The 25,279-nt window shown below is 40.3% G+C and carries 23 protein-coding genes and 1 pseudogene; 16 read left to right on the plus strand and 8 right to left on the minus strand.

Translation table 11 applies throughout. From position 1 onward, the window contains the following. Positions 1 to 3: 3 nt before the first annotated feature. From EL215_RS04515 to EL215_RS04530, 4 genes and pseudogenes are all read right to left on the minus strand, one after another. Positions 4 to 330, minus strand: a complete 327-nt coding sequence (locus EL215_RS04515) for an HI_1482 family protein (protein ID WP_126470470.1) — start codon at positions 328 to 330, stop codon at positions 4 to 6. After that, positions 330 to 1,236: pseudogene (locus EL215_RS04520) on the minus strand (AAA family ATPase). Before EL215_RS04520 ends, EL215_RS04515 begins: the two are co-directional and overlap by 1 nt. 23 nt (positions 1,237 to 1,259) lie before the next feature. Further along, complete coding sequence (locus EL215_RS04525; RefSeq protein ID WP_126470472.1) at positions 1,260 to 3,230, minus strand: transposase domain-containing protein; 1,971 nt, start codon at positions 3,228 to 3,230, stop codon at positions 1,260 to 1,262. An 8-nt stretch (positions 3,231 to 3,238) separates the two neighbouring features. Next, positions 3,239 to 3,451, minus strand: coding sequence for a helix-turn-helix domain-containing protein (locus EL215_RS04530; RefSeq protein ID WP_048750443.1), 213 nt, complete (start codon positions 3,449 to 3,451; stop codon positions 3,239 to 3,241). 202 nt (positions 3,452 to 3,653) lie between these two features. Here EL215_RS04530 and EL215_RS04535 point away from each other — a divergent pair, with 202 nt between their 5' ends. Continuing rightward, on the plus strand, positions 3,654 to 4,352 hold the full coding sequence (locus EL215_RS04535) for a helix-turn-helix domain-containing protein (RefSeq protein ID WP_126470474.1): 699 nt from the start codon (positions 3,654 to 3,656) through the stop codon (positions 4,350 to 4,352). 272 nt (positions 4,353 to 4,624) lie between these two features. Here the strand turns inward: EL215_RS04535 and EL215_RS04540 are convergent, their stop codons facing one another. After that, positions 4,625 to 5,839 carry an aromatic amino acid transporter gene (locus EL215_RS04540; protein WP_126470476.1) on the minus strand — a complete coding sequence of 405 codons (1,215 nt, stop codon included), beginning with the start codon at positions 5,837 to 5,839 and terminating at the stop codon, positions 4,625 to 4,627. 176 nt (positions 5,840 to 6,015) lie between these two features. Here EL215_RS04540 and EL215_RS04545 point away from each other — a divergent pair, with 176 nt between their 5' ends. From EL215_RS04545 to murQ, 8 genes are all read left to right on the plus strand, one after another. After that, complete coding sequence (locus tag EL215_RS04545; protein ID WP_126470478.1) at positions 6,016 to 6,879, plus strand: YicC/YloC family endoribonuclease; 864 nt, start codon at positions 6,016 to 6,018, stop codon at positions 6,877 to 6,879. Positions 6,880 to 6,887: 8 nt separating this feature from the next. Further along, positions 6,888 to 7,727, plus strand: coding sequence for a CAF17-like 4Fe-4S cluster assembly/insertion protein YgfZ (locus EL215_RS04550; RefSeq protein WP_126470480.1), 840 nt, complete (start codon positions 6,888 to 6,890; stop codon positions 7,725 to 7,727). Between the two features lie 292 nt (positions 7,728 to 8,019). Beyond that, positions 8,020 to 9,621, plus strand: a complete 1,602-nt coding sequence (locus tag EL215_RS04555; protein ID WP_126470482.1) for a lactate permease LctP family transporter — start codon at positions 8,020 to 8,022, stop codon at positions 9,619 to 9,621. A gap of 96 nt (positions 9,622 to 9,717) precedes the next feature. Beyond that, positions 9,718 to 10,449: a (Fe-S)-binding protein gene (locus EL215_RS04560; RefSeq protein WP_126470484.1), complete on the plus strand. Its 732-nt coding sequence runs from the start codon at positions 9,718 to 9,720 to the stop codon at positions 10,447 to 10,449. A gap of 1 nt (position 10,450) precedes the next feature. Continuing rightward, positions 10,451 to 11,863, plus strand: coding sequence for a LutB/LldF family L-lactate oxidation iron-sulfur protein (locus EL215_RS04565; RefSeq protein ID WP_126470487.1), 1,413 nt, complete (start codon positions 10,451 to 10,453; stop codon positions 11,861 to 11,863). A 5-nt stretch (positions 11,864 to 11,868) separates the two neighbouring features. Then, positions 11,869 to 12,567, plus strand: coding sequence for a LutC/YkgG family protein (locus EL215_RS04570; protein ID WP_126470489.1), 699 nt, complete (start codon positions 11,869 to 11,871; stop codon positions 12,565 to 12,567). Between the two features lie 97 nt (positions 12,568 to 12,664). After that, the gene (locus EL215_RS04575) at positions 12,665 to 13,783 is read left to right on the plus strand and encodes an anhydro-N-acetylmuramic acid kinase (RefSeq protein WP_126470491.1); all 1,119 of its coding nucleotides are present in this window, start codon (positions 12,665 to 12,667) and stop codon (positions 13,781 to 13,783) included. A gap of 3 nt (positions 13,784 to 13,786) precedes the next feature. Further along, on the plus strand, positions 13,787 to 14,695 hold the full coding sequence (gene murQ, locus EL215_RS04580; protein WP_126470493.1) for an N-acetylmuramic acid 6-phosphate etherase: 909 nt from the start codon (positions 13,787 to 13,789) through the stop codon (positions 14,693 to 14,695). Positions 14,696 to 14,755: 60 nt separating this feature from the next. Here murQ and EL215_RS04585 read toward each other — a convergent pair whose 3' ends face one another. The 3 genes from EL215_RS04585 to EL215_RS04595 all read right to left on the minus strand — a co-directional run bounded on the left by EL215_RS04585 (position 14,756) and on the right by EL215_RS04595 (position 18,471). Then, positions 14,756 to 16,414 (minus strand): phospho-sugar mutase, encoded by a 1,659-nt coding sequence (locus tag EL215_RS04585; RefSeq protein ID WP_126470495.1) that lies wholly within the window; start codon positions 16,412 to 16,414, stop codon positions 14,756 to 14,758. 184 nt (positions 16,415 to 16,598) lie between these two features. Then, entirely contained in the window at positions 16,599 to 17,741 is a 1,143-nt protein-coding gene (gene lldD / locus EL215_RS04590; protein WP_049356086.1) for an FMN-dependent L-lactate dehydrogenase LldD, read from the minus strand. A 160-nt stretch (positions 17,742 to 17,901) separates the two neighbouring features. After that, positions 17,902 to 18,471 (minus strand): DUF5358 domain-containing protein, encoded by a 570-nt coding sequence (locus EL215_RS04595; protein WP_126470497.1) that lies wholly within the window; start codon positions 18,469 to 18,471, stop codon positions 17,902 to 17,904. Positions 18,472 to 18,623: 152 nt separating this feature from the next. Between EL215_RS04595 and menB the strand changes: the two genes are divergently transcribed. The 7 genes from menB (at position 18,624) to EL215_RS10425 (ending at position 25,266) form a co-directional block, all read left to right on the plus strand. Then, the gene (gene menB, locus EL215_RS04600) at positions 18,624 to 19,481 is read left to right on the plus strand and encodes a 1,4-dihydroxy-2-naphthoyl-CoA synthase (protein ID WP_014064726.1); all 858 of its coding nucleotides are present in this window, start codon (positions 18,624 to 18,626) and stop codon (positions 19,479 to 19,481) included. Positions 19,482 to 19,576: 95 nt separating this feature from the next. After that, positions 19,577 to 20,347 carry a glycosyltransferase family 25 protein gene (locus EL215_RS04605; protein WP_126470499.1) on the plus strand — a complete coding sequence of 257 codons (771 nt, stop codon included), beginning with the start codon at positions 19,577 to 19,579 and terminating at the stop codon, positions 20,345 to 20,347. A 59-nt stretch (positions 20,348 to 20,406) separates the two neighbouring features. Next, a complete protein-coding gene (gene menC, locus EL215_RS04610; protein ID WP_126470501.1) occupies positions 20,407 to 21,396 on the plus strand; it encodes an o-succinylbenzoate synthase in 990 nt (329 codons plus the stop codon). Positions 21,397 to 21,456: 60 nt separating this feature from the next. Next, positions 21,457 to 21,909 carry a type II 3-dehydroquinate dehydratase gene (gene aroQ, locus EL215_RS04615; protein ID WP_126470503.1) on the plus strand — a complete coding sequence of 151 codons (453 nt, stop codon included), beginning with the start codon at positions 21,457 to 21,459 and terminating at the stop codon, positions 21,907 to 21,909. A gap of 159 nt (positions 21,910 to 22,068) precedes the next feature. Further along, a complete protein-coding gene (gene accB, locus EL215_RS04620) occupies positions 22,069 to 22,524 on the plus strand; it encodes an acetyl-CoA carboxylase biotin carboxyl carrier protein (RefSeq protein WP_126470505.1) in 456 nt (151 codons plus the stop codon). Positions 22,525 to 22,583: 59 nt separating this feature from the next. After that, positions 22,584 to 23,930, plus strand: coding sequence for an acetyl-CoA carboxylase biotin carboxylase subunit (accC, locus tag EL215_RS04625; protein WP_126470507.1), 1,347 nt, complete (start codon positions 22,584 to 22,586; stop codon positions 23,928 to 23,930). A gap of 124 nt (positions 23,931 to 24,054) precedes the next feature. Continuing rightward, a complete protein-coding gene (locus EL215_RS10425; protein ID WP_126470509.1) occupies positions 24,055 to 25,266 on the plus strand; it encodes a transferrin-binding protein-like solute binding protein in 1,212 nt (403 codons plus the stop codon). Positions 25,267 to 25,279 lie beyond the last annotated feature (13 nt).

A 25,279-nucleotide genomic window follows, 5' to 3' on the forward strand; every position in this document is an offset into this window, starting at 1 on the left:
TCCTTAATGTAAATAACTGCGCCAAATTACCTTGATGCCTTCGACCATCATTTGATATTCGGCAAAATGCACGCCATCGTTGCCTTGGATATACGCAAGCGCCTGACCTGTTTTCTCTAATTTCTTCGTTAATGCGTTCGGCTCAATGCGCACGCGCGGTTTGATTTTGTCAAACTCAATGCTTAATACATGCAAGCCCATTTTGTTTAACTCAAACACGCACTTTTGGGTTTGCGATAAGTAACCTAGGGCGATTTTGTTGCATCCACCAAACACTGGATGTGGTTTAGTTTGCTCGCGCAAGGTGTTATTTTTTGTAATGCTTGTCATTAGTTCGCTCCTTTCATTTGTGCTTGGGCGGTTAAAATTAGGTCTAGTGTGATGACAGTGCCTTGTCCTTTCGCTGTCATGCCGGCTAGGCGTAAATATTGCGTTAAAGCGCGTAAGCCGCCCGCCTTGCCGCCGATGTCATAAAGGACAGTCATTAAATCCTTGTCGGCTATATCAAGCCCCCAGGCTTGCGCGATGGCTTTAATATCGCCTTTTGTGCTGGCTTTAACGCCGCAGTTGTTACCAATTCGTGACCATAAACGCGCGTATTCATGCGCCTGGTTTACGCCGCCTTGTATGCGGGTATAAACTTTATCGTTACCAATTAGTGCAAAGCCTACTTCGGCTTCTTCTTGGATAATTCGGATCTCTTCTAACGCGTCATAAGGAAGGTGGTCGCTTTCATCAATGATGACCAAGCCCTGTGTGCCTTTGAGTTTTTTAGTAATTAGGCGTGATAGGCGGTCTTTACGGCGTGGCGCATCGTTAATGCTTAACTCAAGGGCTAACTCATACAAAATACTGCTTAATGTTGCGCGCGCTGGGCTTGCGGTAATCATCCACACGTTTTGGTTAGTCTTGGCATGCTTTTGTTTTACCCACACCGCTCGCGCCGTAAACGGTCACCATGGTTGGCAAAATCTTGGCCATATCTAACGCTGAAAAAACTTTTTTGGCGGTCGGAATTTCGATAAAGTGCGGTGCTTCCACAAACACTTTTTCTTTTTTCTCGCGGGTTGAAAGCCAGTTTTTTAATGCGACTTCTACGTTTTCAACGTTCCCGGTGTAAGTGCCTTTTAAATATGCACTCAACGCCCCGGCAGAAATCCCAGCTTGCGCGGCAATTTCGCGCTGCGTGTGGACTTGGTTGTCTAAAAGTTGTTTGATTTGTTCAATTAAAGTCATGTTTAACGCTCCTTAAATGCGGCTTAAAGCCCTTTTTCTTCTTTCAGCATGGCTAATCCTTTACGCCAGCCTTGTTCAAAATAGTTGGTATCTTCATCGTCATCTAATACCGCTTCGTGTTTGCGCACTGCGTTACCTTCTTGTCGGAATAGCTCGATGATTTTCGGCTCCGGTGCGTCTTCTTCCTCGAATTGAGGCTGATAACGCGCTGCTTCTTGTGCGTTCATCGTAAGCTGTGCTTTTGCCGCCAATTTGTTAGCTTTTACAAATTGTTTACGGGCTTTGTCATGCTCACGGCCTGCCGCTTTATCGCCGAATGCCACCTTAGCGGTACATTCTGCCTCGGCTAAGAACACACCTTCCAAGCTGTACACCCACACTTTGTTGTGTAAATCTGCCGGGTCGAATTTCACGACTACTTTGCGGTGAGCTGTGCCGATAAGATCCGTTGCTTGATAACGGTTGCGGCGTTCGTTGACTTTGCCGCCTACATCCAGTTCAAACGTGCCGTCTTTCTTCAAGGTTGTAGCTTCGCTCATTAGCATTAAGAAACGCATTTGCTCCATGCTTGCCTTGCGGATATGTGCTTTAGCGTAATCACGCTCAAAAACTTGCGAAAAGCTATACACACCTTGGCAAATTTCGGTTTCCCGTTCTTCGCGCTCATTGAATGTGCGGATGCCATCTTCTAACGCTAAAATAAAGGTCTCATAGTCCACGCCATCTTTGCCGCCGTTATAGTTGTCCGGTTGGTTGTTGACGTTTTCCCCTGCAAAGAAACCGGCTAATTTAGGGTGTTTATCAATTAATTCACCTAAACCGCCTACACCGAATGCACGCTCAACAGGTTTTGCTTGCCCGTGGCCTTTGCCGAATTGCACTGAAGTCCAAAACAGCTCAATGCCTAAAAGTGGAATAATCCCTGTCACATCGTCTTCTTTAACCTTGAAGCGGTAGCGGTTTTTTACGCCCCCAGTCATCCATTTGTTTGCCGCGGCTCGGGTGTTATCAATGGTGCATTTTTTCGGAATGCCGTATTTCCAAATCAAATCCATTAAACTCAATCGGATGGCATCACTGTTTTCGCTCAAATCGGTGCGATAGGCTAAGATTTTGCGGGTGCGAATGTCTTGCCAGAACCATGTTTTAGGGCGCACAATGTCACCGTTATGCCAACGCACAAAGACGTTATGTTGATAACCGTCGCCGTTGATCCATTCCATGGCTTCAAGCCCTTCAACAGAACGTTGCATAGATGGATAAAATTGGCTTAGGGCGTATTCGCCATCGCGCAAAAACACTTGATGTGTTTTAGGAATTTCACGTTCAATTTTGCGTTTTACGCCGCTTGCCGATGGAATCGACCATCCGTTTTCACGGGCGGCACGTTTTAAGCGTTCGTAGCAACTACCGAATTGTGGGCGTTCGTTGCGGAAATAGTCTGCTTTGAAGGCTTCCCACGCTTCAGGTGTGAACTCTGCTTCTTTGCCGGCTTTTTTGTTGTTATGTTTATCCAACAACAACAACGGCAACCAATCAGAGCGTTCAAACGACCGCACTTTGTAATACCAACGTTTGAGTGAGCCTTTCGCCACCTCAAATTCAAGCGCAACCATGTCTAACGCCATCATCAATGCCACGTTGTGGCGCACGAGGTCATCTAACTTGTGCAATGGAATAAGTTTTGCTTTCGCATCTTCCTTTTGTTTTTCGGTCGCTTTATCAAAGGGTTTCCAGATCACTTCAGGAAGGTAATTCAATTCTTTGGTAGTTTCTGAAACATCAGAAATTTCCACCGCACGTTGTTTTAATAAAAGCTCTGCTTGGGTTTCTTGTGGGAGAGAGGTGAAGGCGTATTCGTAGCCTACACCACGGATACCTTGCACTTGACGCTTCTCCCAATTTTCCACTCTTGCCCTTTTGTTAATTCCCTGAGGGGAACTAGGCATAGTTTCTAAATCAGTGAGTTGTTGAGCAGAAAACCACATTTCCATATATCCTCCTACTCGTAGCGAGTCGGCCATATTTCTTCTGGTTTCATTCCAACAAAATCAGCAATAATTTTTTCGCCTTTTGGGTATTTGCGATCTAATACATTGCCTAAAGTTCTAGGGTGCAAACCTGCTTCTATAGATAGTTGAGATAGGGTTTTTCCTTTCTCTTTTATCATTGCAACGATGAAGGCTCGGTGCATATCCTTTTTACTCTTTTTCATAATGTGCTATCCTTATTCGCTAGATTAAGTCTTAGGTGTTATTCTTTAGAAACTATGGAAACTATACGCCTAAGTTTTCAGAAACTCAAGTGGTTTCTGAAAAATAATGTGATTATTTTGCAAGTTCTTTTAAAGTTCTTTAATAATCAATTAATTAGATATGTTTAATGTTTAGAAACTAAGGTTTCTGAAAGGTGGCTTTATGGGAAACTCTAAAGAATGGTTTTCAGCAAATGAATTAAAAGACTTGGAAGGATTACCAAATTCCCCTCAAGGGATAAACAAGAGAGCAAGAACTCAAAACTGGAAAAAGAGAGAGAAGGACGGAGTACAGGGCGGTGCGCTTGAATATCATGTGTCATCGCTTCCACCAGCGGTACAAAGGGAGTTGGGCTTTTACCCCACTGAAACGCGAACGCTTGTCCCGGATATTGCTGAAACAGTAGGACGTTATGTGAAAGAGGCGATAAATAAGCCCACCGAGCTTGTTAGTGTGCCTTTTTATAAGACATTTGCCTCAGCGGGCTTTGGTGCGTTTAATGATGACGTGTATGAACCTGATGATTTTGTGGGGCTAAGCGCGCGCTGGTTGCAGCAACGCGGCCTTCAAAAGAATAAGCTGGCATTTATTCTAACCTCTGGTGATAGCATGACCCCAACTATCCACCACGGTGATATGTTATTAATCAACCGTGCCGTAACCACGCCGCGTGATGGGCAGATATATGTTATCCGTTCTGGCGATCAGCTTTGGGTTAAGCGCGTCCAGGGTATTCCTGGCGGCATTCGCTTGATTAGCGATAACAAAGAAATCTACGCCCCGATAGAGCTGAAGTTTGAAGATAATTTAAACTTTGAAGTGTTGGGCCAGGTTGTTTTCATCGGCCACGACTTAATTTAAAGATTTAAACCTAAATTTAAAGCCATTTAAACCGCGTTTAATGTTTCCCATTTTTAGCGGTTAAACTGCCAATATTTAGAAAAATTTTCTCATTTCATTATTTCTGTTTTTAACTAATAAAAAAGGGGCTGGCACGCCGCCAAGCCCCGTTTTATCTATATTCATCCCGCTTATTCCCGAAAATTCCCGCCCAATCCCTATTTGTTTTTATGTTTCTCATATTTAATGGTTGGATACAGCACCTTAAAAGTGCGGTCTTTTTTTCGCTCATTTTAACCGACAACAAAAGGTAAATAACCCGCTCGGATGGCAAAAGGAATTGAAGTAATAATCACCCCAAGCACCAATACAAATACTAACAATGCTTTACCGCCCCATACTCTGTATGGCAAGTTTGGATGAATTGAGCGTGCTTTCCAAACTAATGTTACCGGTAAAAGCACTGCGTAGAACGCGAACATTTGACCAGCATAACCCAGCGCGAGAATAAAACCTTCCGGATAGAAAAGGGAAAAAAGCACTGGGGGAATAAAGGTCATTAAACCTAATGAAATACGCCCTGCATGAATATCAAAAGATTGTTTGAGTAAGTCTTCGATACATTCTAATAAACCTAATGCCACCCCTAAGAATGAAGTGACCAATGCTAAAGTGGAGAAGATTTTTACCGCATTCGCAATAATTGGGCTTTGGGTTATTTCTAAGGTTGCTTTCACCAAGCCATTTAACGTGGCGTCTTCACGTAAAATTTGTAAAAACTCATTTTGGCTGAGTAAGCCGTGCGTCGAAAGCTGCCATAAAAAGTAAGCAAATAATGTGATGCCAGAACCCACTAAAATCGCAATGCGTAATGATTTTACGTTGCCGTCTAAGTATTTATTTAAACTTGGAATGGAACCGTGGAAACCAAATGCCGTGAAAAATACAGGGCTTGCAGAAATAATTAAAGCGTTATCAATTGGCATCGCCATTAAGTTATCAAATTTGATGTTAGGTAGCATTAACGCAAGCACTAAAATAAAAGCAATAATCATCACAAAGAATAATACGCGATTGATTTTATCCACGCTGTGGGTGCCGATGACAATAAAACTACCGAAGAAAATGGTGAATACAAGCACCGCGATTTTGTTCATGATGTCTTTATCGCCCATGGCTGGGAGTAAATCCATTAATAAGGAACCGCCACCACTCACATAAGCAGCAATCAAGGCATATAAAAAGACAATTAAAACCGCAGTGGAAATAATTCGCCCTGCTTGACCAAAATATTGTGCAGCAAGTGTGCCGATCCCTGCATCGCTGTCAGCAGTTTGATACAGTTCCACGAATAAAAGTGCGGTGAAAGTAAGCACCGCCCACAATCCAAGCAATAAGAAAACAGTCGCCGTTAAGCCAATCCCCGCAGAGGTGAGAGGCATTGCCAACATCCCCGCCCCAATCATGGTTCCTGCAACAAGTAAGGTACTTCCCACGGTCTTGTTCATTTTATCTCCCTTAGGTTGTAATAATAAATTTACGATGATTGTATTTTAATCTTTACAGTGTGTAAAGTAGGAGAAACAAAATTCTTCTACAAAATGTACGGTAGAAATGACTGCACTTTCCCGATAAAATAGCCGGCAAATCAATTAAGACAAGAGACAATAGTAGGAGAGCGCTTATGATTTATAGTATGACAGCCTTTGCACGCCTTGAAATTAAGAAAGATTGGGGCGATGCAGTTTGGGAAATTCGTTCGGTTAACCAACGTTATTTGGAAAACTTTTTTCGCTTGCCAGAGCAATTCCGTGGCTTGGAAAATGCTTTGCGTGAGAAACTTCGTCAAAATCTCACTCGCGGTAAAATTGAATGTTCATTGCGTATTGATAGCAAAAAACAAGCGGCGGCTGAGCTCAATTTAAATAAAGAATTAGCGAATCAAGTTATCCAATCTTTACAATGGATTAAGTCGCAAGCTGGCGAGGGCGAAATCAATTTAACGGATGTGTTGCGTTATCCCGGCGTGGTAGAAGCGGCTGAGCAAGATTTAGATGCGATCAGTCAAGATTTGTTGACAGCTTTTGATGAATTGTTGGTGGAATTTATTGCAATGCGTGGACGTGAAGGCGAAAAATTGCAAGCCATTATTCAACAACGTCTTGATGGCATTACGGTAGAAGCTGAAAAAGTGCGGTCACAAATGCCGGCGGTTTTACAATGGCAGCGTGATCGTTTATTGCAACGTTTTGAAGAAGCGAAGATTCAACTCGATCCACAACGTGTCGAACAAGAAATGATTTTATTGGCGCAACGTGTGGATGTGGCGGAAGAATTAGATCGTCTGCAAATGCACGTGAAAGAAACCAATAATATCTTGAAAAAAGGTGGGGCAGTGGGCCGTAAACTGGATTTTATGATGCAAGAACTTAATCGTGAATCGAACACGTTGGCATCTAAATCCATTAATGCCGATATCACCGCTTCCGCTGTGGAATTAAAAGTATTAATCGAACAAATGCGTGAGCAAATTCAAAACCTTGAATAGGAAAAATCATGGCAACATTTATTTCATTAAACCACTATGATTTGGTGGAAGTGGCGGGCGTGGATGCGGAGAAATATCTGCAAGGCCAATTAACTTGTGATGTGGTGTATTTAGCAGTTGGTACTTCAACGCTTACAGCACATTGCGATCCTAAAGGCAAAATGCACTCGTTGTTCCGCTTAATTAAGCTTTCAGCAGAGCAGTTTTTGATTTTAATGCCGAAAGCTTTATTAGCTCCACTCGATCAGTTAAAAAAATACGCGGTGTTTTCAAAAGTCACTTTCCAAGTATTGGATTGGCAAATTGTCGGCTTGATTGGTGAAAAGTGCGGTCGAATTCATGCGCAGATTGAATTAGATATTGATGAAAATCGTGCAATTTTGCTCAATCCTACAACGTTAGCTGTCACCTTTAATGGCGATGAAAAACAATGGCTTTGTGCGGATATTCAAGCGGGCTTACCAAGCTTGAGCGCGGAAACGCAAAATGAATTTATCCCGCAGGCATTAAATCTACAAGAGATTGAACAAGCAATTTCTTTTACTAAAGGGTGCTATATCGGGCAAGAAACTGTCGCACGAGCCAAATATCGTGGCGCCAATAAACGTGCGATGTATGTGCTTTCGGGGGAAACCACGGTTACACCGAAAATCGGCAGCGAAATAGAAATGCAGTTAGAAACAACTTGGCGTAAAACGGGCACGATCGTAAGTGCGGTTAATTTTGACGGCGTTTTATGGTTACAAGTGGTGATGAATAACGATTTAGAAGAAGGGATGCATTTCCGTTTACCTGAAGATGGAACTGTTCTAAAAATTGAATCTCTTCCTTATTCCATAAATAGCTAAAAATAGTTCCTTTTAATCTGTTTTACACTTAAAAATCCTTGGTAAAGTTAACCTTTGCAAGGATTTTTTCGTTATATGATTTTATCATGAAAATTTATTTTCTATCACAATTCCTGTATTTTTATCAGATTTTTTGAATGGTTAAAAAATTGTTATAATAAAAGGTGAAAATGTTAAAAAATTATGAGATCTTTGTCACATTTTTAACAAATTCCACTAAATAGTGGTATAGGCTTTTTCCTCAAAAACCCATAGAATACGCGCAATTTTTAGTTATATAAGAGGATTAAGTATGACTCTATCTTTTATTCTTAGTGTTTTTCCCATCATTTTATTAATTTATTTAATGGTAAAGCGTAATGCATTACCTTCTTATGTTGCATTACCTTGGATTGCAACTTTAGTGATGGGCGTTCACCTTCTTCATTTTAATACCGACATCGTAACGATTAGTGCGAATGTGACTGCTGCTATTGTGGCTGTTCAAACACCAATTACGGTGATTTTTGGGGCGATTCTGTTTAATAAATTTTCAGAAGTATCTGGTGCAACCGATACGATGCGTAAATGGTTAGGCAATATTAACCCAAACCCAGTTGCACAATTAATGATTATCGGCTGGGCATTTGCTTTTATGATTGAAGGCGCAAGTGGCTTTGGTACGCCAGCTGCGATTGCCGCACCAATTTTAATGGGATTAGGTTTTAATCCATTAAAAGTCGCCATGTTAGCTTTGGTGATGAACTCAGTTCCGGTTTCTTTTGGAGCAGTAGGTACACCAACTTGGTTCGGTTTTGGTCCGTTAAAATTAGATTCAAAATCGATTCTTGAAATTGGCTCGATGACAGCGTTTATTCACTCCATTGCGGCATTAGTGATTCCATTGATGGCATTACGCATCATGGTGACCTGGAAAGAAATCCGTCAAAATATTGTTTTTATTTATATCAGTGTATTTTCTTGTATCATTCCTTTCGCCATCATAGCTCAATTTAACTATGAATTCCCATCATTAGTGGGTGGCGCAATTGGTCTCTTTATTTCTGTATTTGTAGCGAATAAAGGTATTGGTTTAGCGAAAGTTGAAAACAAGTTAGATAATAATGCGGTTAGTGCGGGCCAAGTTGCTAAAGCATTACTCCCTACTGGTTTATTAATTTTATTCTTAATCGTTACACGTATTCCTGAATTAGGCTTAAAAGGCTTAATGAATAACAAAGATGTGTGGTTCTCCACCGTGTTAGGTTCATTAGGTACATTTGAAGTCAGTAAAGGTTTAATTTTTAGTTTGAAAAATATCTTTGGTTCAGAAGTAAGTGAAAGCTATAAACTACTTTATGTGCCTGCGTTAATCCCATTTGTCATTACCGTATTAATTTCATTACCACTTTTCGGCGTGAACTTCAGCAGAGCAAAAGGTATTTTTAGTGCAAGCTTAAGCCAAGTAAAAAATCCATTTATTGCCTTAATGGGAGCCTTAGTGATGGTAAACTTGATGTTAGTAGGTGGCGAGCATTCGATGGTGAAAATCATCGGTCGTACCTTTGCAGAAGTGACCGGTAGTGACTGGACAATCTTCTCATCCTTCTTAGGTGCGGTAGGTGCATTCTTCTCGGGGTCAAATACGGTATCTAACTTAACATTCGGTAGCGTACAATTATCGACCGCTGAAACCACCGGTTTATCTGTGACCTTAATTCTTGCGTTACAATCAGTCGGTGGAGCGATGGGTAACATGGTATGTATTAATAATATCGTAGCCGTTTCTTCCGTATTGAATATTCAAAACAAAGAAGGAACAATCATTAAGACTACGATTGTACCAATGGTCGTTTACGGTATCATTGCAGCCCTTTGCGCAAGTTTCTTAATTCCGCTATTCTATGCGCTCTAAAATAGAGGCAAAAAGCAACCGTACTTTATCGGCGGTTGCTTAACTTTTATCGAATATTTTACTTTTTATTTTCTATTACTGTTGGAGTAATTATTTATGAACGTAAATTTCTACGTTACCTGTATTGCTGACGTAGTAAAGAGCGGTGTGGCGAAAAACACCGTATTACTACTGGAGAAACTCGGTTGTAATGTTATCTTCCTTGAAAAACAAGGCTGTTGCGGGCAACCTGCATTAAACAGCGGTTATACCAAACAAGCCATCCCTGGCATGAAAAACTTAGTCGAAACCTTTGAAGTGAATGATTATTCCATCGTTGCCCCTGCAGGTTCCTGTGTTTATGCGATTAAAAACTATCCTGACTATTTCACCAAAGTGGGTGAATTAGATTGGGCAGAGCGCGCTAAAAAAGTGGTGGATCGTTTCTGTGATTTAACCGATTTTATTGTCAATAAACTTGGTGTAACGGATGTCGGCGCATATCTGCCAGGTAAAGCAGTTTATCACCCTTCTTGTAGCTTATCTCGAAAATTAGGTATTGTTGATGAGCCCATTGCGCTTTTAAAAGGAGTGAAAGGTTTAGAATTGCTTCCTATTCATAATCAGCAAACTTGCTGTGGTTTTGGGGGAACTTTCTCTGTGAAAATGGCAGAGATTTCTGGCGAAATGGTGAAAGAAAAAGTTGAGCATATCGAAGAGGTTGAACCGGAATATTTAATCGGTGCAGATGTCAGCTGTTTATTAAATATTGGTGGTCGTTTACAACGTGAAGGTAGCCATATCAAAGTGATGCACATTGCTGAAGTATTAATGCAAGGGGAGAGATAATATGTCACTAAAAACCAGTCATCTTCCTTTTAAAGCGCGTGTCGATCATGAAGTGCATAACACTATCATGCGTAAAGCGGTAGTGAAAGCCCAAGAAACTATTGGTGCTAACCGTCAAAAAATGGTGGACGAATTAGGTCATTGGGAAGAATGGCGTGATTTATCTAAACAGATTCGTAACCATGTTTTAGCTAATTTAGACGCCTATTTGTATCAATTGAGCGAAAAAGTGATTGAAAATGGCGGTAAAGTGTATTTTGCTGAAACAGCCGAAGAAGCGAGTGCTTATATTCGCAAAGTAGCATTAGAGAAAAATGCAAAGAAAATCGTAAAATCCAAATCCATGGTGACAGAAGAAATCGGTTTAAATGATGTGCTTGAAAAAGAGGGCATGCAAGTGATCGAAACCGATTTAGGGGAATATCTATTACAAATTTCAGGTGATAAACCGTCCCATATCGTTGTGCCAGCAATTCATAAAGATCGTCACCAAATCCGCAAAGATTTAGCTGAGCGACTCGGCTATGAAGGTGAGGAAACTCCAGAAGATATGACGAGTTTCGTACGTAAAAAAATTCGTCAAGATTTCTTAGAAGCGGATATCGGTATCAGTGGTTGTAACTTTGCCGTTGCGGAAACCGGCTCAGTTTGTTTGGTGACAAACGAAGGTAACTTACGTTTAGCGACGACATTGCCGAAAACGCATATTGCCGTGATGGGAATGGAGCGTTTAGCGCCAACTTTCCAAGAAGTGGATGTGTTAATTACGATGCTTGCTCGTAGTGCGGTAGGGGCGAAATTAACCGGTTATAACACATGGTTAACGGGTCCTCGTGTTGCAGGTGAAACTGATGGACCTGAAGAATTCCATTTGGTTATCGTGGATAATGGTCGTTCAGATATTTTAGCTTCTGAATTCCAAGAAGTTTTACGTTGCATCCGTTGCGGCGCCTGTTTGAATACCTGTCCGGCATATCGTCAAATCGGTGGTCATGGTTATGGTTCTATTTACCCGGGTCCAATTGGTGCAGTGATTTCTCCATTACTAGGTGGCTACGATGAGTTTAAAGAATTGCCGTATGCTTGTTCATTATGTAATGCGTGTAACTCAGTCTGTCCGGTGCGTATTCCATTAGCACAGTTAATCTTAAAACACCGCGAGAAAATGGTAGAGTTAGGTAAAACTCCTGCGATGGAGCGTTTATCTATTTTTGGTTTCACCACAGCCAATGCTAACCCAACACTATGGAAAGCTGGTGTGAATATTGGAGCAAAATTAGCGGGTAAGTTGATTAAAAATGGGAAAGCACCAATCACATTTGGCGCATTGGGTGAATGGACAAAAGCACGAGATTTACCACAAGCAGATGGTGAAAGTTTCCGTCAATGGTTTAATAATAGAGAGAGAGGATAATAAGCATGGATTTACAAAATCGCGAAAATTTTCTTAATAAATTAGCGGCGAAAATGGGTAAAGCCCGTGCTATCGTACCTGAACCGATGGACGCACCAGTCAATACATACCCAACTGAGCGTTTAACCCATTTAAGCGCGGTTGATTTAGCGAATGAATTTACCAATTCAGCTAAAACCATGATGGTGGACGTAAATGTGTGTAAAGAGTCTGATGCAGTACAAACCTTACTTGCTCTCTGTGAAAAATATGGCGGCGGTAATGTTGTGCTTAATTCCGATGAAAGATTGACCGTACTTGGTATTCCTGCGGCGCTTGAAGCGAAATATACTTGCTATACATGGTCACCAGAAACGGCACAAGATAATATTAGTTTTTCTGAAAAAGCTAATCTTGGTGTGGTTTATGCAGAATATGGTTTGGCGGAAACTGGCGGAATCGTCTTATTCTCTGACGCAGATCGTGGACGTTCAGTGAGTTTATTACCTGAAAAATCAATTGTTGTTGTACGTAAAAGCCAAGTACTACCACGTGTTGCACAAGTGGCGAAAGTATTACACGATAAAGCACAACAAGGCGAGCGTATGCCATCTTGTATCAATATTATCTCAGGTCCAAGTTCAACCGCAGATATTGAATTGATTAAAGTGATTGGCGTACATGGTCCAGTAGCAAAAATCTATTTAGTCATTGATGACTTATAAGAATCATCCATGATGAAAAGAGAGAAATATAATGTTCTCTCTTTTTTTATTTTTTTAAAATCCGCTATAATTCTGAAAAACTCATGAATTGAACACTATGACTTATTATCTTGGCATTATGTCTGGCACCAGCCTTGACGGGGTGGATATTGCCCTTACTGACATCCAATCGAATCAAACCAAATTAATTGCGGCAGATTTTACGCCGATGCCGACAAATTTACGCGAAAAAGTGACCGCACTTATTCAATCGGGTGAAACGTCGTTACAAGCATTGGGTGAACTCGATCATCAATTTGGCTTGCTTTATGCCGATTGCGTCAATGATTTTTTACGTAAACACCAGTTAAAGCCAGAACAGATTGATGCCATTGGCTGCCATGGTCAAACAGTGTGGCATTCCCCAAAAGGTCAATTTCCGTTTACCATGCAAATTGGTGATATGAATTTATTAGCCGCTAAAACAGGCATTACGGTCGTTGGTGATTTCCGACGCAAAGATATGGCGTTTGGTGGACAAGGGGCGCCTTTAGTGCCGGCTTTTCATCAAGCGGTCTTTTTTGAGCCTCACTGGGCAACGGTGGTGCTGAATATTGGCGGTATTAGCAATGTATCGTTATTGATACCCGAACAGCCTGTCATTGGCTTTGATACGGGAACGGGTAATACCTTGCTCGACCAATGGATCGAAAAACATCAAGGTAAAGCTTACGACAAAAATGGTGAATGGGCGGTTTCAGGTCAAGTGAATCCAGATTTGTTAGCGGCATTATTAGATGAAGATTTCTTTCAACTGCCACCACCAAAAAGCACGGGGCGTGAATTATTTAATTTGGCTTGGCTAGAGAATAAAATTCAAAAAATAGCAGGCAAAACGACCGCACTTTTACCACAAGATGTGCAAGCCACCTTGGCTGAATTTACCGTGCAAAGCATTGTTTTAGCCCTTAATAATATTCAGACGACATTACCATGCAGATTACTTGTTTGTGGCGGAGGTGCTAAAAATCAGGCGATCATGAATGGTTTAAAACAGGCATTACCAAATTGGCGTATTCAACTGACGACGGAATTAGAACTTGATATCGATTATGTGGAAGCGGCAGCTTTTGCTTGGTTGGCTTATCGTCGTATGCATAATTTACCCGCGAATTTGCCGAGTGTGACGGGCGCCACAAGTGCGGTCAGTTTAGGAGCGATTTTTCCAAAGGAATAAACCATGGCAGAGAATTTATTACAAACCCTTTCAACTTTAATTACTGAACAACGGAATCCCAATTCCATGCATGTGGATAGCTTGTCTGCATTGGAAATTGTGCAGTTAATGAATCAGGAAGATAAACAAGTACCTTTGGCAATTGAAAAATGTTTACCTCAAATTGCCCAAGCAGTCGAATGTATTGTTGCTGCATTTCAACAAGGTGGTCGATTAGTCTATATTGGCGCAGGGACCAGTGGTCGATTGGGGGTATTAGATGCCTCTGAATGCCCACCAACATTTGGCGTGTCACCTGAAATGGTGAAAGGTATTATTGCAGGCGGCGAGCGCGCATTGCGTCATCCAATTGAAGGTGCGGAAGACAGTAAAGCACAAGCTGTGATTGACTTACAAACAATTCACTTTTCCTCAAAAGATGTGTTGGTGGGTATTGCTGCAAGTGGACGAACACCTTATGTGATTGGTGCATTGGAATATGCGAAAAGTTTAGGTTCAGTGACGGTTTCGATTGCAAGTAATCCGAATTCAGCGATGGCGAATATTGTGGATATTGCTATTGATACGGTAGTGGGGCCAGAAGTACTGACTGGTTCAAGTCGTTTAAAATCGGGCACCGCTCAAAAATTAGTACTGAATATGCTCACTACGGCTTCTATGATCCTAATGGGTAAATGCTATCAAAACTTAATGGTGGATGTTCAGGCAAGTAATGAAAAACTTAAAGCTCGTGCCATTCGTATTGTCATGCAAGCCACGGATTGTGATAAAGCACTCGCAGAAGAGACATTAAAACAGGCAGATCAAAATGCGAAATTAGCGATTATGATGATTCTGAGTGGATTAGATCGTGCGCAAGCAGAGGCTTTATTAGAAAAACATCAGGGCAAGTTACAACTTGCATTGAAATAAGCAAAAATAAAACGCTAGGCATCAAACCTAGCGTTTTTTATTATTTAATAGTTTGCTCAATTAGCAATCCTGTTTGCCGTAAGCATCTTGACGAAGGATTTGACGAACGCCTTCATCAAATTGTGCTAAAACTTGATCCGCGTCTTTTGGATCTTTACCGCGAGCATCAAGATAGAACTTGATTTTCGGTTCAGTACCAGATGGACGAACGATTAAGCGGCTACCGTTTTCTAATACGAATACAAGGATGTCGCTTTGGCGATCAGTTTTAGTGTGGTCGATGAATTGTGCCACTTTAACACCACCTACTTCAGCTGGAGGCGTGTTACGAAGTGCGGTCATTAATTTACCGATTTCAGATAAATCGCTTACACGGATAGAAATTTGACCACTTACATAAGCACCGAATTCTTGTGTGAAGTCATTGGCGTAATCCGCTAAGGTTTTACCTTGTGCTTTTAAGTGACGCACTAAATCTAAGAATACGATCGCCGCTGAAATACCGTCTTTATCGCGTACTTTATCTGGGTCTACTAAGTAACCAAGCGCTTCTTCGAAACCGAATAATAAGCCTTGAACTTTACCGATGTATTTGAAACCAGTTAAGGTTTCTTCTGATTGGAAGCCGTATTTTTTCGCAATTTCAGCAAGTGCTGGAGAAGATACTAAAGAACACGCTAATACGCCTTTCTCGCCTTTTGCATGGTATTGTTTTGCTAAATACCAACCTAAGAAGCAACCTACTACGTTACCGTGTAAAGGTTTCCAGTTACCTTGTGCATCTGGAACAGCCACTGCTAAACGGTCTGCATCAGGGTCATTGGCAATAATGAATTCCGCATTGTGTTCTTTTGCCACTTTAATGGCTAAATCTAATGCACCTTTTTCTTCTGGGTTAGGGAAGTTTACTGTTGGGAATGTGCCATCTGGCCATACTTGTTCTGCCACAATATGAGGTTGTGGAAGACCTGCTTTGGTTAAGGTTTTGCTTAATACTTCATAGCCTACACCATGCATTGCGGTATAAACGTAGTTAATGTCTGATTTAGGCTCTTTAGCAAGAGAAGCGGTTTTTTCGATATAAGCATTAACTACTTCATCATCTAACACCACATAATCTTGGCTACGTGGTAAATCTTTTACATTGCCCGCTGCGACTTTATCGATCAAGGCTGCGATATCTTTGTCAGCAGGAGAAACGATTTGGCCACCGCCGTTCGCTTTACCTAAATAAACTTTATAACCGTTATCTTCCGGTGGGTTGTGGCTTGCGGTAACCATAACACCCGCAGTGGTGTCAAAATATTGGATTGCGTAAGCTAATACTGGAGTGGGTAATTTACGTGGAAGTAAGTAAGCTTTCACGCCTGCACCCGCCATGATTTCAGCGGTATCACGTGCGAAAACATCAGAGTTTTTACGACCGTCGTAACCAATCACGATAGAAGGTCGTTTGTCGTAATCTTTTAAATAATCCGCTAAACCACCTGCTGCTTGTGCTACTAAAACACGGTTCATCCCCATAGGGCCTGCTTGTAATGGTCCACGAAGCCCTGCAGTACCAAATTGTAAACGGCCACTAAAGCGAGCTTGTAATTCAGATTGTGCTTTTTTATCACCATTTTTCGCCGCAGTTAAAAGTGCGGTTAATTCTGCGTGAGTTTCTGCATCAGGATCTTGGTTTAACCAGTTTTGTGCAATATCAAAAAGCGTTGTCATGATGTTTTCTCCTTGTAAAAAGTAATTCTGGATAGACTAACGGAAAATGGATCGGATTAAAACGACTATTTTTCTTTTTTCCTGAAAAGATAAGCTTTTTTTGATCGCAATCGTTTTCTAATAAAATAAAAACAGCGTAAAATATTCACGCTGTTAAATGATTTTAGATTATGAAATTTAAAATTTATTTGCTGAAATCCACTAACGCATCACGAGTAATATCTGTGATATTCTTATTGCTTGTTAGCGTCATTGCTACACGCATTTCTTTATGAAATATATCGAGCATATTCTCTACGCCGCGTTGACCATCTGCTCCAAGAGCATATACAAAAGAACGACCAATCATAGTAGCATCAGCACCTAATGCGATCATACGTACTACATCTAATCCATTACGAATACCACTATCTGCAAGAATTTTTATATTACCTTTGACTGCATCAGCGACATAAGGTAAAGCTTGAGCTGTTGATGGCGTACCATCTAGTTGTCTACCTCCATGGTTGGATACCACGATCCCATCAGCACCAAAGCGAACAGCATCTTTAGCATCTTCAGCATCTAAAATACCTTTGATAACCATAGCACCATCCCAATAATCACGTATCCATTCTAAATCTTTCCACGAAATAGAAGGATCGAAGTTGTCAGTTAACCAACCAATGTAATCATCTAACCCTACTGGTTTACCCATATATTGAGAAACATTACCTAATGTAAATGGACGCCCCTTCATGAGCATATCGTAAGACCATAATGGATGAGTGAAGCCTTGTAATGTTCGACGAAGCCATTTATATTCGCCACTCATGCCTGAATGCATATCACGATAACGTGCACCAGGGGTTGGCATATCTACAGTAAAGACCAATGTCTTACAACCTGCTGCTTTTGCTCGTTCGAGCGCATTTTTCATAAAGCCTCGATCTTTTAGAACATAAAGTTGGAACCACATGGAACGTTTGAGTGTTGGAGCTACTTCTTCAATTGGACAAATTGATACAGTTGAAAGCGTAAATGGAATACCTTTGTTATCGGCAGCTTTTGCGGCTTGAACTTCACCACGACTTGCGTACATGCCACATGCACCTACAGGAGCCAATACTAACGGCATAGAAAGCTTTTCACCGAATAATTCAATTTCAGTATTTAATTGAGACATATCATTGAGCACACGTTGCCGTAATGCTATGTTAGATAGATCGCTTACATTACGTGTAAGTGTATGTTCGGAATAAGAGCCACCATCAGCATAATGAAACATAAATGGAGGAACCTTACGTTTAGCAACTTGACGATAATCGTTTGCGGATGAAATAATCATATTTACCTCATTATTAATGATAACTATTATCTTCTATTGTAAGTTAAATTCATTAATAAAGGTATTAGTTTTTGAAGATTTGTAATTGGGCAATAAAAAATGCACGATTTTCCATCGGAATCGTGCATTTAATTGATTTTGATCGTGAAGAGTGAAATTACTAAAGGAGGAGAGCTGAACCCCATTTAATAATATCAAAGAAGAATTTGTTTTGATTGGTGGCAATACCATCACCCGTTTTCTTCAATGTACCATCGTCATTTTTGGTTTCATCTACCATGCCATTTATATATTGACCTTTTACGACATCTAAATCTTCTTTGGCTTGAGTTCGTAAGATTTGACATGCTTTAGGATCTAACGAGTCAACATCCCCGACTTCTGTACGGAATTTCTTAAATTGATAAGTTGCGTAATTCATTGATTTTTCATCTTTTTGAATCATTTTCACATAGTTTTCCCCGATGATTTTTTCTAACGGATAGAAAAAGACATATTGGGAATGAATGTAGCTATCTTCTTTAGCGAAGTGTTGTTGTTGAATTCGGGTCAAATTCGGATAGATACATTGTTCAGCTTGTTTACTTGACGTTGCCCATTTTCTTGCATTTACGTCAGAAAGTAGATAATCAGCTTGTGCAAATTCTGCAGGGATCGACGATTGTGATGAGCTAAATAAACCACAAGCACTTAAGAGTACAGTTGCGCCGAAAATAATAAATTTTCTCACTTAAATTTCCTTATAATATCTAGATTGCCAAAATTTTAGCAACAACAATCTGATTGTAAAGTGATTATCTAATAGCGACGTGATTTTCTTTCCCGAAGTAAAAAACTTCCGTTATAATGACCGCACTTTTTACACTTATAAAGGAAAGAACAATGCAAAATCCAAAAGATGATGTTTTATATGCACCAGTTGAGTGGGTTGATCATAGCGAAGGTTATACTGATATTCGTTTCCACAAATCGACTGATGGTATTGCAAAAATTACGATTAATCGTCCAGAAGTGCGTAACGCATTTCGACCGCAAACAGTTAAAGAAATGATCCATGCTTTTTCTAACGCTCGTTTCGATGAAAAAATTGGCGTGATTGTGTTAACCGGTGAAGGCGAAAAAGCATTCTGTTCTGGTGGTGACCAAAAAATTCGTGGTGACTACGGCGGTTACAAAGATGAAAGCGGTGTACATCACTTAAATGTATTGGATTTCCAACGTGATATTCGTACTTGTCCAAAACCAGTTGTAGCAATGGTGGCTGGATATGCAATTGGTGGCGGCCACGTACTTCATATGTTATGTGATCTAACCATTGCAGCAGAGAATGCGATTTTTGGTCAAACTGGTCCTAAAGTAGGTTCATTTGACGGTGGCTGGGGTGCAAGCTATATGGCGCGTTTAGTTGGTCAGAAAAAAGCTCGCGAAATTTGGTTCTTATGCCGTCAATATAATGCGCAAGAAGCATTAGATATGGGCTTAGTGAATACAGTCGTGCCTTATGCTGATTTAGAAAAAGAAACCGTGCGTTGGTGCCGTGAAATGTTGCGTAACAGCCCAATTGCGTTACGTTGCTTGAAAGCTGCATTGAATGCGGACTGTGATGGTCAATCAGGTTTACAAGAACTCGCGGGTAATGCAACCATGTTGTTCTATATGACTGAAGAAGGTCAAGAAGGTCGTAACGCGTTTAACGAAAAACGCGCACCAGACTTCAGCAAATTCAGACGTAATCCTTAATTTTGACATAAAAAGTGCGGTTCAAAATCAGTGTGTTTTTAACCGCACTTTTGAAAATATATTGAAATTTTTATTGCTATTTGGAAATTATTTTTATGGGTTGCGAGAAACAATATAATTACATTATTAGTTTAATCAAAGAAACTAAACGTCGCAAACATATTGAACAAGAATTTGGTCAGCAAAAAATCCCTTTTTCATTTTTTGATGCGGTCACACCAGATCGTATTGAGGATGTTGCAAAGAAATTTAATATTACTTTAGATCGGTCACCAAACGCCAAATTATCGGATGGTGAAATTGGTTGTGCATTAAGTCATATTGCGTTATGGGATCTGGCAGTAGAAAATAATTTAGACTATATCAATATTTTTGAAGATGATATTCACTTAGGTGAGAATGCGAAGACGTTATTAGAGGTTGATTATTTGTCTGATGATGTTGATGTGCTAAAGCTTGAGGCTAATGGAAAAATGGTATTTCGTAAGCCTAAAGTAGTAAAGTGTAATAGAAAGATTTACCCTATCACATTTAAGCAGTCAGGAACTGCAGGTTATACAGTAACGGCAAAAGGTGCGAAATACCTTCTCAAACAGATAAAAAATAAACCGCTTGAAATTGCAATTGATTCTCTTATCTTTGAGGATTTTTTAAATTTAAAGGATTACAACGTGGTACAGCTTTCACCAGGTATTTGTGTACAAGATTTTGTTGTGAATCCAGATAAACCTTTTGAAAGTAGCTTGCAAAAAGGGAGAGATTTAGTTCATGAAAATCAGACAAAATTTTCAGTGGTTGAAAGAATAAGAAAAGAAATTATTAGATTAAAGCGTAAATTATTTATGAAACACGTGTCTTTTAAATAAGGGAAGTGCGGTTAAAAAATTATTTTTTAACCGCACTTTTGTCCTTCAAGGAGAACAAAATGAGAATTAAATCATTTAATCTTTATCGTTATTCTATTCCAGTAGACAGTCAATTGATTCTACGTGAACGTTTTTTAAAACATCGTGAGGGACTCATCGTTCGAGTCTCTTGTAGCCGTGAAGGGTGGGGGGAAATATCTCCTTTACCAGGATTTAGCGAAGAAACTCTTGAACAAGCGCAAGAGCAAGCCATTGAATGGTTGACGAACTGGTATCATGCAAGCTGCGAAGCGCCAAGAGTTCCACTTGACGGTTGTTATCCTTCTGTTGCCTTCGGTATTAGCACGGCGATGGATGAGATGAAACGTTATTTAAATGAGGAAGGTAACTATCATACCGCGCCTTTGTGCTATGGTGATCCTGATGAGTTATATGCAGAACTTAATCAAATGTCAGGTGACAAAGTGGCTAAAATCAAAGTAGGCATGTATGAAGCGAATCGTGATGGTTTGATTACGGATATGTTTCTTGAAGCGATTCCTGATTTGCAATTACGTCTAGATGCGAATCGTCAATGGACATTAGAAAAAGCCTTAAAATTTGCTGAAAAAGTAAAACCACAACATCGTTCACGGATTCAATTTTTGGAAGAACCTTGTAAAACCCGTGAAGAAAGCCGTCAGTTTGCAGCTCAAGCAGGCATTAATATTGCTTGGGATGAAAGTGTGCGTGAGCCAGATTTTCTTTTAGAAAAAGAACCGCACTTAAGTGCCATTGTGATTAAACCAACACTGATTGGTTCTCTACAAGATTGTCAAAAGCTGATTGCGCAAGCACATAGTTTAGGCATAAAAGCAGTGATTAGCTCGAGCATTGAAAGTAGTCTTGGATTAACGCAACTCGCTCGTATCGCAGCACAATATACACCCAATGTGACGCCAGGATTAGATACGTTAAATTTGATGCAACATCAAGTATTACGTGCGTGGCCAGGCTCAGATTTACCGATAATTGATTTAAATTCAGAATTTATTACCAAAATTGTCTAGAGATACGACCACCATTACACAAAAAATCGCTATAATTCGCACAAGTTAAAGGATGTGAAAATGTCAAAAAAATTCAATATTTTGCTGTTAAATGGCCCGAACTTAAATATGTTGGGCGCAAGAGAGCCGAAACATTATGGTTCGCTTTCGTTATCTACCATTGAAGAAAATGTGGCAAAACTTGCGGTGCAGCATGATGTGAATTTGGCGTGCTTTCAAGCAAATAGCGAAGAAAAGTTAATCGATAAGATTCATCAAAGTTTTCAGAAAGTGGATTTTATTTTAATTAACCCAGCAGCTTATACGCATACTAGTGTTGCATTGCGTGATGCGTTGCTTGCTGTGTCAATTCCTTTTGTTGAAATCCATTTATCTAATGTACATAAGCGCGAGCCATTCCGTCACCATTCTTACTTTAGTGATGTGGCTGAAGGGGTGATTTGTGGGTTAGGTGCGAAAGGCTATGAGTTTGCTCTCCAATTCGCGTTAGATTTTTTAAATAAAAAAGCATGATTTTTTCACAAAATTTGCGTATTTTCGCAGAAATTTATCGCAAAGTGTGTAATTTTGCGGTAATCTTTGTCGCACAAAAATATTCATCAAAATGGCTGCACTTTGGCGTAAATTCTGAAAGCGTGGTTAAAAATTTATTATTATTCTTAGGAAGAACGTATGGACATTCGTAAAATCAAAAAACTGATTGAATTAGTAGAAGAGTCAGGTATCACTGAATTAGAAGTGCAAGAAGAAGAGGGTACAGTACGTATTAGTCGAGCAGCTCCAGCCGTTGCACAAGGTGCAATTCAATATGCTGCTGCACCGGTAGTACCTGTTGCAGCTGCTGCCACACCAGTATCGGTGGCGCCAGCTGAAGTGGCGGTGGTAGAGGTATCTGGTCACCAAGTGCGTTCACCAATGGTAGGGACATTCTACCGTAGCCCAAGCCCAGAAGCGAAAGCTTTCGTAGAAGTGGGACAAACAGTCAAAGTTGGCGATGCACTTTGTATCGTTGAAGCGATGAAAATGATGAACCGTATTGAAGCAGATAAAGCTGGTGTGGTGAAAGCAATCTTGGTGAGCGATGGCGAAGCGGTTGAATTTGATCAACCATTGATCGTTATTGAATAATCCCTATTAATCTGAAATGGCGAGAGTTCTCGCCATTTTTCACACAAGTAGAAATTGTTATGTTAGAAAAAGTTGTGATAGCTAACCGTGGTGAAATTGCACTACGTATTTTGCGTGCCTGTAAAGAATTAGGCATTAAAACCGTGGCGGTTCACTCTACCGCTGATCGTGATTTGAAACATGTATTACTGGCAGATGAAACAGTCTGTATTGGACCTGCGCCATCTGTAAAAAGTTATTTGAATATTCCAGCCATTATTGCAGCCGCAGAAGTAACGGGTGCAGATGCTATTCACCCTGGTTATGGTTTCCTTTCTGAAAATGCAGATTTTGCAGAGCAAGTTGAGCGTTCTGGTTTTATTTTTATTGGTCCAACAGCAGACGTCATTCGTTTGATGGGGGATAAAGTTTCTGCGATTAAAGCAATGAAAAAAGCGGGCGTGCCTTGTGTACCGGGTTCAGATGGTCCAGTAGGTAGCGATATCGCAAAAAATAAAGAGATTGCAAAACGTATTGGTTATCCAATTATTATCAAAGCATCTGGCGGCGGCGGCGGTCGTGGTATGCGCGTGGTACGTAATGAAGATGCACTTGAAGAATCTATTGCGATGACCAAAGCTGAAGCAAAAGCAGCGTTTAACAATGATATGGTTTACATGGAAAAATATTTAGAAAATCCACGCCATATTGAGATTCAAGTTTTAGCGGATACACACGGTAATGCAATCTATCTTGCTGAACGTGATTGTTCTATGCAGCGCCGTCACCAAAAAGTTGTGGAAGAAGCACCCGCACCAGGTATTACCGAAGAAGTTCGTCGTGATATTGGTTCTCGCTGTGCGAAGGCTTGTGTTGAAATTGGCTATCGCGGTGCAGGTACATTTGAATTTTTATATGAAAATGGTGAGTTCTATTTCATCGAAATGAATACTCGTATTCAAGTAGAACACCCAGTAACAGAAATGATCACCGGTGTAGATTTAGTGAAAGAACAATTGCGTATTGCGGCTGGCTTACCACTTTCTTACAAACAAGAAGATATTAAAGTGAAAGGTCATGCGATTGAATGTCGTATCAATGCAGAAGATCCAAAAACATTCTTACCATCTCCAGGTAAAGTGGCACACTTACACTCACCAGGTGGTTTAGGCGTTCGTTGGGATTCTCATGTGTATGGTGGTTATACTGTTCCTCCGCATTATGATTCTATGATCGCAAAATTAATCACATACGGTGATACTCGTGATGTTGCAATCCGTCGTATGCAAAATGCATTATCAGAGACGATCATTGACGGTATCAAAACAAATATCCCACTTCATGAACTCATTCTTGAAGATGAAAACTTCCAAAAAGGTGGTGCAAATATCCACTATTTAGAGAAGAAATTAGGGATGCATGATTAAAATGAAACGGCTAACGTAAGTTAGCCATTTTTATATCTTTTTGATCATTAATATATTTTCTTTGAAAAGATATCTTAAGTCTCTTTATAATATGCACCTATTTATTTTTACCTAAGGAAAAACAATGAAATTTAATCTCTCTAAATTAAGTTTAACCATTCTTGCAACTGTAACGTTAGCCGCCTGTGGAAGTAGCGGTGATAGCAATACTCAACCAGCTGAGCCAGTAAAACCAACTGAGCCAGTAAAACCAGCTGAGCCAGTAAAACCAGCTGAGCCAGTAAAACCAGCTGAGCCAGTAAAACCAGCTGAGCCAGTAAAACCAGCTGAGCCAGTAAAACCAGCTGAGCCAGTAAAACCAGCTGAGACAGTGAAACCAGCTGAGACAGTGAAACCAGCTGAGACAGTAAAACCAGCTGAGACAGTGAAACCAGCTGAGACAGTGAAACCAGCTGAGACAGTGAAACCAGCTGAGACAGTAAAACCAACTGAGTCACTAAAACCCACTGAACAAGTAAAACCCACTGAACAAGTAAAACCAGCTGATCCAGTGAAGCCAACTGAGACAGTGAAACCAGCTGAGCAAGTAAAACCAGCTGAGCAAGTAAAACCAGCTGAACAACCAAAATCTGAAGAGCAAATTATGTTTAGCCGAGTAGGATTTGAAGTTAACAAAGAGAATAGCGTAGTTACCACAATTGAAAGACAAATACATGATGATAATAACGTGAATCTTGTTAATGTTGAAGGTCAAGCAATTGAAATTATTCCATCAGGGTATTACGAACGTCCCGGATTCATTGGAATTAATGCAAAAGAACTGCTAGAGGAGTTTTCTCCTAAATCGCAACGTAGTGTTAGCGGTAAAAACTATAAGAACATTCGTTGGGGAACGTTTACAGATCCTTCGCTGAACTCTTATTATCATGTTGCATTCGGTGTAAATCCAACAATAGAAATGCCTCAATCAGGTATAGTCAATTATACCGGATATGGTAGTCATTTAGAGGCAGCTAAAAAAGAGGGATATTTCTTATCATCAGCCAGACTTACTGCAAATTTTGCAGATAAAACACTAAATGGAACAATTTCTTTAGCGAAAACAGGTTTTAATGATGTCCTCGTATCAAATGATATTGCTGGGGGGGCTCTTTCTCCTGAGATACATTTCGATGATGTTTCCTTATTTGCCAAAATTCAAGGTAATAAATTTAGAGGAATAAGCGATAAAGGTGTTCATACCGAAGGTGGGTTCTATGGAAAAGATGCTGAAGAGGTCGCAGGAACTTACAAAGGAAAAGATGTTATGGGTGTCTTTGGTGCTAGAAAAAATTAGAAAATTTTTGTAA

The sequence above is a fragment of the Haemophilus parainfluenzae genome (assembly GCF_900638025.1).
Lineage (GTDB): Bacteria > Pseudomonadota > Gammaproteobacteria > Enterobacterales > Pasteurellaceae > Haemophilus_D > Haemophilus_D parainfluenzae_J.

Coding starts and splice junctions, on each gene's coding strand:
- EL215_RS04545 (WP_126470478.1), top strand. CDS start 6,016: ATGATTTATAGTATGACAGCCTTTGCACGCCTTGAAATTAAGAAAGAT.
- accC (WP_126470507.1), top strand. CDS start 22,584: ATGTTAGAAAAAGTTGTGATAGCTAACCGTGGTGAAATTGCACTACGT.
- lldD (WP_049356086.1), bottom strand. CDS start 17,741: ATGATTATTTCATCCGCAAACGATTATCGTCAAGTTGCTAAACGTAAG.
- EL215_RS04570 (WP_126470489.1), top strand. CDS start 11,869: ATGGATTTACAAAATCGCGAAAATTTTCTTAATAAATTAGCGGCGAAA.
- EL215_RS04540 (WP_126470476.1), bottom strand. CDS start 5,839: ATGAACAAGACCGTGGGAAGTACCTTACTTGTTGCAGGAACCATGATT.
- EL215_RS04575 (WP_126470491.1), top strand. CDS start 12,665: ATGACTTATTATCTTGGCATTATGTCTGGCACCAGCCTTGACGGGGTG.
- EL215_RS04535 (WP_126470474.1), top strand. CDS start 3,654: ATGGGAAACTCTAAAGAATGGTTTTCAGCAAATGAATTAAAAGACTTG.
- EL215_RS04565 (WP_126470487.1), top strand. CDS start 10,451: ATGTCACTAAAAACCAGTCATCTTCCTTTTAAAGCGCGTGTCGATCAT.
- EL215_RS04550 (WP_126470480.1), top strand. CDS start 6,888: ATGGCAACATTTATTTCATTAAACCACTATGATTTGGTGGAAGTGGCG.
- EL215_RS04555 (WP_126470482.1), top strand. CDS start 8,020: ATGACTCTATCTTTTATTCTTAGTGTTTTTCCCATCATTTTATTAATT.
- EL215_RS04560 (WP_126470484.1), top strand. CDS start 9,718: ATGAACGTAAATTTCTACGTTACCTGTATTGCTGACGTAGTAAAGAGC.
- EL215_RS04515 (WP_126470470.1), bottom strand. CDS start 330: ATGACAAGCATTACAAAAAATAACACCTTGCGCGAGCAAACTAAACCA.
- aroQ (WP_126470503.1), top strand. CDS start 21,457: ATGTCAAAAAAATTCAATATTTTGCTGTTAAATGGCCCGAACTTAAAT.
- accB (WP_126470505.1), top strand. CDS start 22,069: ATGGACATTCGTAAAATCAAAAAACTGATTGAATTAGTAGAAGAGTCA.
- menB (WP_014064726.1), top strand. CDS start 18,624: ATGCAAAATCCAAAAGATGATGTTTTATATGCACCAGTTGAGTGGGTT.
- EL215_RS04530 (WP_048750443.1), bottom strand. CDS start 3,451: ATGAAAAAGAGTAAAAAGGATATGCACCGAGCCTTCATCGTTGCAATG.
- EL215_RS04585 (WP_126470495.1), bottom strand. CDS start 16,414: ATGACAACGCTTTTTGATATTGCACAAAACTGGTTAAACCAAGATCCT.
- menC (WP_126470501.1), top strand. CDS start 20,407: ATGAGAATTAAATCATTTAATCTTTATCGTTATTCTATTCCAGTAGAC.
- EL215_RS04525 (WP_126470472.1), bottom strand. CDS start 3,230: ATGGAAATGTGGTTTTCTGCTCAACAACTCACTGATTTAGAAACTATG.
- EL215_RS10425 (WP_126470509.1), top strand. CDS start 24,055: ATGAAATTTAATCTCTCTAAATTAAGTTTAACCATTCTTGCAACTGTA.
- murQ (WP_126470493.1), top strand. CDS start 13,787: ATGGCAGAGAATTTATTACAAACCCTTTCAACTTTAATTACTGAACAA.
- EL215_RS04605 (WP_126470499.1), top strand. CDS start 19,577: ATGGGTTGCGAGAAACAATATAATTACATTATTAGTTTAATCAAAGAA.